The organism is Mesorhizobium silamurunense (genome assembly GCF_014843825.1).
GTDB classification, from domain to species: Bacteria; Pseudomonadota; Alphaproteobacteria; order Rhizobiales; family Rhizobiaceae; genus Mesorhizobium; species Mesorhizobium silamurunense.
The window spans coordinates 23,527-34,921 of record NZ_JHQR01000180.1 but is presented as its reverse complement, the minus strand read 5'-3'; the positions used below and the strand labels follow the sequence as shown (position 1 = coordinate 34,921).

The window sequence follows — 11,395 nt, the reverse complement described above, 5'->3', positions numbered from 1 at the left end:
TGGCACGCGCGACAGCTCGGTGAGGCCGAGCGCCAGCGCCTCGGCCAGCCCCTGCAGGCTGCGGCCGGAGGTGACGACGGTCGCCACCTCGCTCAGGGCAGCCAGCGCGGCGTCGATCGCGATGGCTTCCGGAGTCTCCAGCGCCGCGAGCGCCGGCGCGGGATCATCGCCGAGTGCCGCCAGGATGGCGAGATGCAGGGCGAAGGTCACGGTCAGGCTGCGAGTCGCGGCAAAGGCAAGCTCGGTGCCGCCGGCGCCGACAAGGCATGGGATCGTCCGGCCGAGGAAGGAGCCGGCTTCCAGCGTCAGGCCGAAAATGTCGGCGCGCTGACCTGCCTCGGAGAACCACCGCACCACCTCGGCGCTCTCTCCGGATTGCGAGGTGACGAGCACCGTCCTGCCGGTGAGGGGCAATGGCTGGCCGAGCTGCTCCGAAAGCGGCACCGCGATGGCATCGATGCCGCGGGCGCGATAAAGCGGCTCGACGGTCCGGGCGACGGCATGCGAGGCGCCCATACCGAGCAGGACCAGCCTGCCGTTGCGCCTGATCGAGGCAGCGACCTGGCCGGCGATATCGGTGTTGTTCTTGAATGAGGCGATCGCATCCTCATGCTGGCGCGCCATCTCGCGATCGATTGCGGCAAGCCCCGCGGGGCGCTTCTTTTCTCCAATCATCATTATCCTTTCACACCGCCGCTGGTGAGACCCGAAATCAGCGCGCGCTGCATGACGAGGCCGATCAGCACTGGCGGCAAGGCGGCAAGCACGCCGGCCGTGGCGATCAGCCCGTAGTCGGAAACGCGGCCGCCGGCGAGATCGGCGATGGCGACGGTGAGCGTCTTCGCCCGCTGGTCCGAGGTGAAGAGCAGTGCGTAGAAGAACTCGTCCCAGGCAAGCAGCACGGCAAAGAGCGCCGATGTCGCCACCACGGGCGCCGCCAGCGGCAAACTGAGGATGCGCCAGGTCTGGAAGAGCCCGGCGCCGTCGATCATGGCGGCTGCCTCGATCTCGCGCGGGATGGCATCGAAGCCCGATTTCATCAGCCAGGTGGTGAATGGCGCCAGGATCGTCAAATAGATCAGCGCCAGCCCGAAGACGTTGTTGAGCAGGCCGAGATAGGACAGCCCCATATAGAGCGGCACCGAAAGCGCCACCGGCGGCAGCATGTAGGTGGCGATCACCATGGACAGCGACCAGCCGACCGAGGGCGTGCGCGAGACGGCCCAGCCGGCCGGCACGGCAAGCAGGATGGCGGCGAGCGTCGCCATGCCCGCGACCTCGAGGCTGTTGCGCAGCGATGCGGTGAAGGCGGCGCCGGCGCTATTTTCGGTCGTCGACAAAAGCTGCGCATAGCGGGAGAAGTCGGCGCTTTGCGGCCACCAGCGCAAGGGCTTGGCGGCGAGATCGGCCGCCGGCGAAATGCTCATCACGAAGAGCCAGACGAGCGGCGCCAGGATCACCGCGGCGAGCAGGATGGCGCAGGCATAGATGAAGGCGGTGAAGACCGGGTTCTTGCGTTCCATCAGGCGGCGCTCCCCGCGGTCTTCTTGACCAGCGCCGCATAGGCAACGGCAAGCACGGTGACGAGCAGAGTAACGATCAGCGCCAGCGACGCGCCGGAGCCGGCGCGCTGGAAGGAAAAGGCCTCCTGATACACGAGGATCGACAGCGAGCGGGTGCTGTTGGCAGGGCCGCCGCGCGTCATCACCCAGATGATGTCGAAGACCTTGAAGGCTTCGATGGTGCGCAGCACAAGTGCCACCATCAGCGGCCCGGCAAGATAGGGCAGGATGACGAAGCGGAAGCGGGCGAAGGGACCGGCGCCGTCGACCAGGGCGGCGGCGGTGATGTCGCGCGGCACCGCCTGCAGGGCTGCGAGCGCAATGAGTGCCACCAGCGGAAAGTTCTTCCAGCAGTCGGCGACGATCAGCGCCGCCAGCGCCGTTCCGGGCTCGCCCAGCCAGGAACGATAGGCGTCGATGACATGCAATTGCGTGAGTGCTGCGTTCAGCGCGCCATATTCGGGATTGTAGATCAGTCGCCAGAGCGTGGCGTTGACCACGGTCGGCAGCGCCCAGGGCAGGATCATCAATCCGCGCAACACGCTGCGGCCGCGAAATTCCTGGTTGAGCAGCAGCGCGGCCAGCACGCCGATCACCATTTCGGCGGCGACCGAAACGACGGCGAACCAGGTGGTGGTCGTCAGCGTTCGGGTGAAGTTCGAGCTGGTCAGCATCTTGGTGTAATTGTCGATGCCGACGAAATTGCCCGCGGTGCCAACCAGCTTGGCGTCGGTGAAGGAGAGGCCGACGGTGTCGACCAGCGGCCAGCCGATGACGGCGACCATGACCACCAAAAGCGGCAGCATCAGCAGCCACGCACGAGTCGTCATCCAGGTGCCTGACATCCGAGGCGCCTCTCCCTGATCGTCGAAATTTCAGTGATAACACGGGCGGCGCAAGGCCGCCCGCGGTTCAGCGATTGGGTTCAAAGGCCGCTGTTTTCGGCCGCCGTCTTCAGCGCGTCTTCAGGCGAGGTCTGGCCGAGCAGCGATTCCTGGATGGCCTGCTGCAGGGCGGTCGACAGTTCCTGGTATTTCGGCGTGGTCGGACGCGGATACATGGCCGCGAGCCCAAGCTTTGCCGTGGCGATCAGCTCTTCCTGGCCCTTGGTGACGGCCGGGTCGTCGTAGGACGAGGCCCAGATCGGCAGCGAGAGCTTGGCGTACTGGTTCTGCGTCTTCTGAGAGGTCATGAACTCGATGTACTTCCAGGCCTCGTCAGGATGCTTGCTGACGGCGGTGATGCCGAGACCCATCGAGCCGTTGACGGCCGAAACCTCGCTCTTGCCGGCAACGCCCGGCGCCGGCACGACGCCGACCTTGCCGGCAACCTTCGAGTCCTTCGGGTCGTTGGCCATGTTGTACATATAGGTCCAGTTGAGCGCGAAGGCGGCATCGCCGTTTTCGAACACCTTGCGGACGTCTTCTTCCAGGAATTCCTTGGAATTGGGATTGGTCAGGCCCGACTTGTAGCTGTCGACCATGTATTTCAGCGCCTCGAGGCCGCCGCCGTTCTGGAAGTCCGGCTTGCCGTCCTTGAGGAAGTCGCCCTTATAGGCGCTGACCAGGGTGGTGTAATCGCAAATGGCGGCTTCGGCCTGCGACCAGCTCCAGGCGATCGGCGTGGCGAGCAGACCCTTGTCCTTGATCATCTTGGCCTGTTCGTTGAGCTCGTCCCAGGTCTTCGGCGGCGCCTTGATGCCGGCCTTCTCCAGGATTTCCTTGTTGTAGAACAGGTATTTGGTGTCGAGGATCCAGGGCATGCCATAGTACTTGCCGTCATACTGGACGGTGGTCCAGGCGCCGGGCAGCACGCCCTTCTTCATTTCGTCGGTGATCTTCGACGACACGTCCACCAGCACTTTGTTGGTCGCATATTCTGCCGGCCAGATGACGTCGAACAGCACGACGTCGTAACCGCCGCCGGAGCCTTGCGCGAGCACGGTCTTGTCGTGGAGGCCTTCATAGGGAACGAATTCGAGATTGACCTTGATGTCCGGATTGGCCTTGGTGAAGGCCTCGGTCATGGCGCGGACGTCGGCTTCGCTGTAGGCGGCCTGCGCCATGAAGAGCGCGTTCAAGGTGGTTTCGGCGAAGGCGTGGGGAACCAGCAGCCCGCCAATGAAGACCGCGCCCAGAAGTGTCCTACCGATCGATTTCAGCATGTTTTTTCTCCCATTTTAGAAATCCGCGGGTTGGCGGCGTAGGCAGCACGCCGCTCTCCCGAATGCTATCGCGTGTGACCGGATCTGCCGGAGCGGCGGGCGGCGAAGGCTCGGCGCCATGCCGTCTTTTTCTTGAAACCGTTCTGGTCTTCACCATTAAGTCAATTCGCTTGACTTAATTAGTCATGCAATCCTTTAATGGAGTCAAGGGGGAAACGCAGGTGCACGACATCAGCCCGATCCGCGCCAAGAGCGGCACCAACCAGGAGGGGACGAGCGCGCACAACCGCCGCGTCATGATCGAGGCGCTGCGGCTCAACGGCGCGCTATCGCGCGCCGACCTGGCGCGAGCGACCCAGCTCACCAAGCAGGCGGTTTCGAATATCGTCGAGGATCTCGAACGCGACGGCCTGGTCGTGGCGCTGGATGCGGTGCGCAAGGGCAGGGGGCAGCCCTTCACGCCCTACAGGCTGGTGCCGGAAGGCGCCTTCGCCATCGGCCTGCAGATCGACCGACACCTGACACGTGTGGTCGTGGTCGACCTCGTCGGCAATGTCGTGGCCCGCGCCGAGGCGAGCCTTCCGTTCGACCAACCGTCGGAAGGCGTCGAGATCATCCTCGGGCTTGTGGCTCGCGTCAGGCACGAGCTGGCCGGCATCTCCGCCCAATCGGAGCGACGGTTGGTCGGCCTCGGCGTCGCGATGCCAGGGCCTTTCGGCCTCAAGAATCCCGACAACAAATGGATGATGCCGGCCTGGCAGCAATTTCCGCTGCTGGAGACGCTGGCGGCCGGGACCGGACTGAATGTCGGATTGCAGAACGACGCCGCTGCCTGCGCCACGGCGGAGCGCATCGTCGGCGCGGCGCATGGCATCGATCACGCGGTCTGCCTCTATGTGGGTTACGGCATCGCCGCCGGGCTCATCCTCAACGGCGAGCTTTACAGCGGCGGCAACGGCAATGCCGGCGAGATCGGCATGGCGCTGCTGTCTCCCGCGGGGCCAGGTTCGACGCCGCTCGAGCACCGCGCCTCGCTTGCTTCGCTCTACCAGCATCTCGGCCTCAACCCCGCCGATGCCAACCTCTACGAAAAATTGGCCGCCTTGGCCGTCGCGGCAGATCCCAAGGTCATGGGCTGGATCGAAGACGCCGCATCCGATCTGCGCTGGAGCGTGCATCTCATCGAAACGATCTTCGATCCACAGACCGTCATCCTCACCAGCGGCGCGCCCGAGCCTCTGGCCCGGCGCCTGCTGCAGGCCATGCATCCGCTGCTGCCGTCCATCGCCGATCGCCCCGGGCGGCGACTGCCGCGTTTGCAACTCGGCACCACCGATCCATGGGCCATCGCCGTCGGCGCCGCGGCCGAGCCGATCAGCAGGGCTTTCGACCCGCGCTTCTCGGCTATTCTGAAAGCCGGATAGGCGCTCAGTTTTCGCGGGCCGTGGAAAAACATACCTCGAAGGCCGCATCGACCACAGCGAGCTTGGCTGCCTGCACGGCCATGTATTCCTGGAAGAACTGCCGTGAGACCCACATGACGGAATGTCCGCGCTGGCCGACCCAGCCGATACTGCCGAGCGCCTCGGCGTCATGGAGCTTGCGCGCCAGATGCGTGCGCGACAACTTCAACCAATGCGCGAATTCGCTGATCGAAATGACGCCGGTCGGAATCTTCTCGAGGTTGGCGTCCTCCGGGTCGATGCCCGACATCAGCCAGTCCATGACGATGCCGCCGTTGTTCAACCAGATAAACAACGAGAAAGTCTGTTCGGGTTCCCGCACCGGAACGGACGCGAGCAATCCGTCGCAGATCAATGGCTGCAGCTTTGCCAGCACATCGGGCCGCTCGAGGAAGGTTGCCAACCGGTTCCCGCCGTCGATCCGATCAAGCGTCCTCAAATGGGCATGGATCCAGCCGGTGAAGGTCTCAATGGTGGCCGCGGTCACCCGCAAGGGGTGGGCACGGCCATCGCCGCTCATCGAAAGATATTCAGCGACGTTGTAGTGCAGCATTTCCTTGACGAACGCCTCGGCGGTGTTGCGGCTGGCGACTGAATTGCGGCGCACGACCTCGATGAAACGCGCCACCGTCATTTCGGTGCGGCGATCATTGGGGTCGCGCCTGAAATGCAAAGCGAGCCCGACATGGCCGAGCAGCCAGCGCTGCTGGGTGGCAAAAACGGCGGCAAGGCGCGGGCTGGTTTCGTAGATGTGGATAAGCGCGCGCGACTGTTCCTGGACACCGCGGAGAGCTGCCGGATGACTGGCGATCTCTTCGGCACTCAGCGGCATTTCCTGCGGCACTCCCATTCATATCAAGCAACGGCAAATGAAGATTTATAGCCTTCGCCGGTCGTGTCCAGTTGCCTTTTGGAACAACGATGATTGCACAGCAGGTTCCTCGCTAACTCTTTGCATCAGTTTGGAAAACCCTCAAGCAACAGTCGGATCCACAGGTCTCCTTCGTCGAGCGCTCTGCTTCGGCTGAGCCGCGCCGGCGCTTTGTCCTCCACGCCGCCGCGGTGAGATGCCCCTTGCAAGCTGCGAGCCGCGACCTATCGTGCGGTTTGAAATCCGTCACCTCAGGCCGCCGCCGAGTGAAGCAATGCCGAGAACGATCCGGACGCTGACGCCCAGCGAAGTGGAAACGCTTGTCGACTGGGCGGCGGGCGAGGGCTGGAATCCGGGTATCGGCGATGCCGCCGCACTCAGGGCCGCCGATCCGGAAGGGTTCATCGGCGCCTTCGCCGGCGGCGAGATGGTGGCCGGCATTTCGGCTGTCGCCTACGGCGCGGGATTCGGCTTCATCGGCCTCTATATCTGCCGGCCCGACTGGCGTGGCGAAGGCCATGGCAAGGCGGTCTGGGACGCCGGCATGGCCCGGCTCGGCGACCGGATCGTCGGTCTCGACGGCGTGCCCGAGCAAAGGGCCAACTACCAGCGCAAGGGGTTCGTGCCTGCCTATGAGACCGTCCGCTTCAGCGGAGCTGTCCGCCTGGCCGGCGGCAGCGACATCCTGCCCGCGACGGCCGCCAGCTTCGCCGAGATCCTCGCTTACGACCGCCAGTGCTTCCCGGCGCTGCGCGAGGCCTTCCTGCGGGAATGGCTGCAGCCGCCCCGGATTGCGCTCATGTCCGCCGGCTCGGCCGGCATTGCCGGCTATGGCGTGGCACGCCGATGCCGCGAGGGATTCAAGATCGGCCCGCTGTTCGCCGATGGGATGGACACAGCCTTGGCGCTGGTGGCGGCGCTGGCGGACAGGACAGCGGGCGAAGCGCTGCATATCGACGTGCCGGCCACCCAGGTCGGCTTTGCCGCCATGCTTCAGGCAGCCGGCATGGTTGCGGGCTTCACGACGACCCGCATGTACAAGGGCGGCAAGCCGGGCAACGCCCCGACGAAGGTTTTCGGCATCACGACGCTGGAGTTGGGGTGAGCGCGGATCGCAGGCCGAACCTGTTGGGATCACTGTTCGTCTGGCGTGGTGCACGCGACATGTCTGCGGGACATGGTTCGCATGGAACCAAGGATGGCGTTTCGTGGAGGTTATCGAAATGGCTGGCAGGACAGTCCTGATCGCGGGCGGTGCCGGCGGGATGGGTCTCGCGACCGGACTTCGCCTCGCGGCTGACGGCGACAACGTCGCGCTTGCCGACCTTCCAGGTGTGAAACTCGATGATGCCGTGGCAAAGATCGCCGCGACCGGCGCAAAGGCGATCGGCTTGCCGCTCGATATCCGCTCCGTCGCCGCCTGCCGGGAGGTTGTCGACAAAACCCGTGAGTGGGGCGGCCGTCTGGACATTCTCGTCAACGCTGCAGGCGTCTGGCTCGAGGGACCGGCAAGCGAGGTCCAAGAAGAGCAATGGGACCTTGTGTTGGACGTCAATCTCAAAGGCGCGTTCTTCCTGATCTCGGCCGCCATTCCGCATCTCGCAGCGGCGCAAGGTGCGATCATCAATATTGCGTCCGACGCGGGCATCGTCGGCAACAACGGCGCGGCGGTCTTTTGCGCCTCCAAGGGCGGGCTCGTCCTGCTGACCAAGGCCCTCGCCCTGGAGCTTGCCTCGCGCGGCATCAGGGTCAACGCCGTCTGCCCCGGCGACACGGCGACGCCGATGATCGAGTATCAGGCGACGACCTATGGCGGAAATGATCCGGACGGTTACAAGCGGAAGCTCCTGGGGCACTATCCGCAAGGGGAAAGAGCTCGCTTCATCACCGTGGAGGAGATCGCTTCCTTCATCCACTATCTTTGCCAGCCCGGCGCGGCGCCGATCACCGGGGCCGCGCTTTCGATCGATTTCGGCATCAGTGCCGGATACTGAATTGCGGCGGCATCGGCTTCATCGCCTGGAGGGTTCATGCTCCTGTTTCGCAAATCCCGCACGGCACTGGTGACCGGTGCGGGCGCCGCCGACGGCATCGGCGTCGCCGTCGCACGCGCGCTCGGCGAAGCCGGGCTTGCGGTCGCCATTACCGCCTCGTCGCAGCGTGTCGCGCAGCGCGCTGAAGAGCTGCGGGCGGAAGGGCTCGATGTCCGCGCCGTGGTGGCCGATCTGACGCGCGCGCCGGATGTCGAGCGGCTGTGCTCGGAGGTCGGCGAGATCGATATCCTCGTCAACAATGCCGGCATGGGAACGGTGGCCCAGCCGGCCTTGCAGCGGCGATTTCTCGATCTCAGCGAGAGCGACTGGGACCGGGGCATCGATGTCAGCCTCAAAACCGCGTTCTTGAGCATACGCGGATTCTTGGCCGGCATGGTTCAGCGCGGGCATGGACGCGTGGTGAACATGGCCTCGGTCACCGGACCCTACGTCTCCAACGAAGGAGAGGCCGCCTATTCCGCGGCCAAGGCGGGCATGGTCGGGCTGACGCATGCGCTTGCCCTCGAAGTCGGCCGCAGCGGCGTCACCGTCAATGCCGTGGCGCCGGGCTGGATCGCGACGGGCGCCTCGACGCCGGAAGAGCTCGTTGCCGCGCAAAACACGCCGCTTGGACGCGCCGGCACACCTCAGGAGGTCGCCGCCGCCGTCCTGTTCCTGGCGTCCGACGGGGCGAGCTACGTCAATGGCGCCGTCCTCGTCGTGGACGGCGGCAACATCCTGCAGGAGCGCAAGGGCTGACCGCGATGGGCGAGCCCTTGGCCGCTGCCATCGACCGTTATTTGTTCTCGGCTGCCACAGTGTCCGGCACCACCACCAGCTTGCCGACGAAGTCCTTGGCCATGAAGTCCGTCTGGGCGCGGTGGAAGTCCGACAGTTTGTAGACGCCGCCGACCAGCGGCTTGATTTTCTTTTCCTCGATGTAGCCCACGATGCGGCGGAAATCGCCCCTGGTGCCCTGGCTCGAGCCGTGCAGCTGCAGCTGCTTCAGATACATGGTGCGGAGGTCGAGCTGCACGACCGGCCCGGCAATGGCGCCCGCCGTGGTGTAGCGGCCTTCGGGCCGCAAAATGCGCAGCAGGTCGTTGAAGATGGTGCCGCCGACAAGGTCGGCGACCACGTCGATGGGTCGACCGCCGGTCGCTTCGTTGACCGCGGCAGGCAGATCGGCCACGCCGCGCGTGATCACCTTCTCGGCGCCGATGTCGAGCACGGCCTGCTCCTTGCCCTTGCCGACGACAGCATAGGGGATGGCGCCGCGCGCCCGCGCCAGTTGCACGATGCCGGAACCGACGCCGCCGGACGCGCCGGTGACCAGCGCCCGCTCGCCGGCCTTGAGCTCCGCGCGTTCCAGCATCTGCTCGCCGGTGAGATAGGCACAGCAGAAGGTGGCGAGCTCGACGTCGCTGAGGTCGGTGTCGACGACATGCGCGTTCTCGGCCGGCAGCGCCTGGTATTCGGCATAACCGCCGTCGCGGCCGTGGCCCATATAGTCGATGTCGGCAAGCGAATCGTCGTCGCGGTTGTAGATGGAGAAATCGACCATCACGCGTTCGCCGATGCGGCTGGCAGGCACGCCGTCACCGACGGCAACGATGGTGCCCACCGTGTCGGTGCCCTGGATGCGCGGGAAGGTCAGCGTGTTGCCCTGCCGGCGCCAGGTCGACACCGCGGCGGCGTCCTCCTCCGTGCCATAGGCGCCCTGGCGCACCCACACGTCGGTGTTGTTCATGCCGCAGGCGCTGACCTTGACCAGCACTTCGCCGGCAGCCGGCGAGGGCACCTTCACGTCGGTCCGGTAGACGAGCTTTTCCAGACCGCCATGGCCGGTGAGCTGCACGGCGGCCATCATGGCTGGAACAGTTCTTGTCATGGCGTTCATGTCGCTTCTCAGATGCTGGCCAATACGCTCTTCACCGCGTCGGCGGTCTTGGCGACGATCGTGTCGGCCTCCTCGCGCGTCAGGCAGAGCGGCGGCGCGAATCCGAGAATATCACCCTGCGGCATGGCGCGACCGATGACGCCGCTTGCTGCAAGCGCTGTGGCGATCTGCGGCCCGACCTTCAGCGAAGGATCGAAGAAGACGCGGTCGTCCCGGTCCTTCACGAACTCGACCGCCGCCAGCATGCCGTCGCCGCGCACCTCGCCGACGTTTCTGTGGCCGCCGACGGCCTTGGCCAGCTCGGCGCGGAAATAGGCGCCGGTCTCACCCGCATTCCTAACCAGATCCATCTCATCGATCAGTTCGAGATTGGCGATGCCCGCAGCAACGCAGATCGGATGCGCCGAATAGGTCCAGCCATGGCCGAGCGAGCCCAGCTTGTCGGAACCCTTGACGAGCACCTGCCAGACCTTGTCGGAGACGATGACGCCGGAGAGCGGCGCATAGGCCGAGGTCAGGCCCTTGGCGATGGTGATCAGGTCAGGCTGGATGCCGTAGTGGTCGGAACCGAACATGGTGCCGAGACGGCCGAAGCCGGTCACGACCTCGTCGGCGACGAGCAGCACGTCGTACTTGTTCAGCACCGCCTGGACCTTCTGCCAATAGCCGGCCGGCGGCGGCACGATGCCGCCGGTGCCGAGGATCGGCTCGCCGATGAAGGCCGCGACCGTGTCCGGGCCCTCGGCGAGGATCATCTCCTCGAGCTTGTCGGCGCAATATTGCGAGAATTGCTCCTCGCTCATCGAGCGGTCCGCGCGGCGGAAATAATAGGGCGCCTCGGTGTGCATGATCGGCGCGCGCGGCAGGTCGAAAGCGTTGTGGAACAGCTCGAGCCCGGTCAGCGAACCCGTCATGACGCCAGAGCCGTGATAGCCGCGCCAGCGCGAGATGATCTTCTTCTTCTCGGGCCGGCCGAGAACATTGTTGTAATACCAGATCAGCTTGATGTTGGTCTCGTTGGCATCGGAGCCGGAAAGGCCGAAATAAACCCTCGACATGCCCTTCGGCGCGCGGTCGATGATCATCTTGGAAAGCCGGATCGAGGCCTCGGTGCCGTGGCCGACATAGGCGTGGTAGTAGGCGAGGTTCCTCGCCTGCTCGGCAATGGCATCGGCGATCTTCTGGCGGCCGTAGCCGACATTGACGCAATAGAGGCCGGCGAAGGCATCGATGCTCTTCCTGCCGGTGTTGTCCCACACGGTGACGCCTTCGCCGCCGGCCATAATGCGGGCCGGCGATTCGCCGCGCGCATGCGTGCCCATATGCGTCGAGGGATGGAAGAAGTGGTCGCGGTCCCAGGCCGAAAGTTCGTTGGATTGTTCAAGCATCTTTTTTCTCCTGC

11 protein-coding genes are annotated in these 11,395 nt (G+C 65.0%); 4 read left to right on the top strand and 7 right to left on the bottom strand.

The annotated features are described in order from the left end of the window. The 4 genes from DH10_RS20420 to DH10_RS20405 form a co-directional block, all read right to left on the bottom strand. A partial coding sequence (locus tag DH10_RS20420) for an SIS domain-containing protein (protein WP_192385266.1) occupies positions 1–675 on the bottom strand: 675 nt, incomplete at its 3' end. 2 nt (positions 676–677) lie between these two features. Beyond that, entirely contained in the window at positions 678–1,523 is an 846-nt protein-coding gene (locus DH10_RS20415) for a carbohydrate ABC transporter permease (protein ID WP_192254899.1), read from the bottom strand. Then, entirely contained in the window at positions 1,523–2,407 is an 885-nt protein-coding gene (locus tag DH10_RS20410; RefSeq protein WP_192254897.1) for a carbohydrate ABC transporter permease, read from the bottom strand. The genes DH10_RS20415 and DH10_RS20410 overlap by 1 nt, the downstream gene beginning before the upstream one ends. Positions 2,408–2,487: 80 nt before the next feature. Beyond that, positions 2,488–3,726, bottom strand: a complete 1,239-nt coding sequence (locus tag DH10_RS20405; protein WP_192254895.1) for an extracellular solute-binding protein — start codon at positions 3,724–3,726, stop codon at positions 2,488–2,490. A gap of 221 nt (positions 3,727–3,947) precedes the next feature. Between DH10_RS20405 and DH10_RS20400 the strand changes: the two genes are divergently transcribed. Then, positions 3,948–5,150: an ROK family transcriptional regulator gene (locus DH10_RS20400; RefSeq protein ID WP_192254893.1), complete on the top strand. Its 1,203-nt coding sequence runs from the start codon at positions 3,948–3,950 to the stop codon at positions 5,148–5,150. A 4-nt stretch (positions 5,151–5,154) separates the two neighbouring features. On the opposite strand, the gene DH10_RS20395 is transcribed toward DH10_RS20400, so the two are convergent. Further along, positions 5,155–6,021, bottom strand: coding sequence for a hypothetical protein (locus DH10_RS20395; protein ID WP_192254891.1), 867 nt, complete (start codon positions 6,019–6,021; stop codon positions 5,155–5,157). A gap of 313 nt (positions 6,022–6,334) precedes the next feature. Here DH10_RS20395 and DH10_RS20390 point away from each other — a divergent pair, with 313 nt between their 5' ends. From DH10_RS20390 to DH10_RS20380, 3 genes are all read left to right on the top strand, one after another. Continuing rightward, a complete protein-coding gene (locus DH10_RS20390; RefSeq protein ID WP_192254889.1) occupies positions 6,335–7,165 on the top strand; it encodes a GNAT family N-acetyltransferase in 831 nt (276 codons plus the stop codon). Between the two features lie 118 nt (positions 7,166–7,283). Then, complete coding sequence (locus DH10_RS20385; protein WP_192254887.1) at positions 7,284–8,054, top strand: SDR family NAD(P)-dependent oxidoreductase; 771 nt, start codon at positions 7,284–7,286, stop codon at positions 8,052–8,054. A 36-nt stretch (positions 8,055–8,090) separates the two neighbouring features. Then, positions 8,091–8,852: an SDR family oxidoreductase gene (locus tag DH10_RS20380; protein ID WP_192254885.1), complete on the top strand. Its 762-nt coding sequence runs from the start codon at positions 8,091–8,093 to the stop codon at positions 8,850–8,852. Positions 8,853–8,889: 37 nt separating this feature from the next. On the opposite strand, the gene DH10_RS20375 is transcribed toward DH10_RS20380, so the two are convergent. Both DH10_RS20375 and DH10_RS20370 read right to left on the bottom strand, forming a co-directional pair. Beyond that, the gene (locus tag DH10_RS20375) at positions 8,890–9,993 is read right to left on the bottom strand and encodes an alcohol dehydrogenase family protein (protein WP_192254883.1); all 1,104 of its coding nucleotides are present in this window, start codon (positions 9,991–9,993) and stop codon (positions 8,890–8,892) included. Positions 9,994–10,001: 8 nt separating this feature from the next. Continuing rightward, positions 10,002–11,381 (bottom strand): aspartate aminotransferase family protein, encoded by a 1,380-nt coding sequence (locus DH10_RS20370; protein ID WP_192254881.1) that lies wholly within the window; start codon positions 11,379–11,381, stop codon positions 10,002–10,004. Between the last annotated feature and the right edge of the window lie 14 nt (positions 11,382–11,395).

What these genes read in the sequence shown, in the direction of transcription:
- DH10_RS20415 (WP_192254899.1), bottom strand. Translation starts at nt 1,523, where the DNA reads ATGGAACGCAAGAACCCGGTCTTCACCGCCTTCATCTATGCCTGCGCC.
- DH10_RS20410 (WP_192254897.1), bottom strand. Translation starts at nt 2,407, where the DNA reads ATGTCAGGCACCTGGATGACGACTCGTGCGTGGCTGCTGATGCTGCCG.
- DH10_RS20405 (WP_192254895.1), bottom strand. Translation starts at nt 3,726, where the DNA reads ATGCTGAAATCGATCGGTAGGACACTTCTGGGCGCGGTCTTCATTGGC.
- DH10_RS20395 (WP_192254891.1), bottom strand. Translation starts at nt 6,021, where the DNA reads ATGCCGCTGAGTGCCGAAGAGATCGCCAGTCATCCGGCAGCTCTCCGC.
- DH10_RS20390 (WP_192254889.1), top strand. Translation starts at nt 6,335, where the DNA reads ATGCCGAGAACGATCCGGACGCTGACGCCCAGCGAAGTGGAAACGCTT.
- DH10_RS20385 (WP_192254887.1), top strand. Translation starts at nt 7,284, where the DNA reads ATGGCTGGCAGGACAGTCCTGATCGCGGGCGGTGCCGGCGGGATGGGT.
- DH10_RS20380 (WP_192254885.1), top strand. Translation starts at nt 8,091, where the DNA reads ATGCTCCTGTTTCGCAAATCCCGCACGGCACTGGTGACCGGTGCGGGC.
- DH10_RS20375 (WP_192254883.1), bottom strand. Translation starts at nt 9,993, where the DNA reads ATGAACGCCATGACAAGAACTGTTCCAGCCATGATGGCCGCCGTGCAG.
- DH10_RS20370 (WP_192254881.1), bottom strand. Translation starts at nt 11,381, where the DNA reads ATGCTTGAACAATCCAACGAACTTTCGGCCTGGGACCGCGACCACTTC.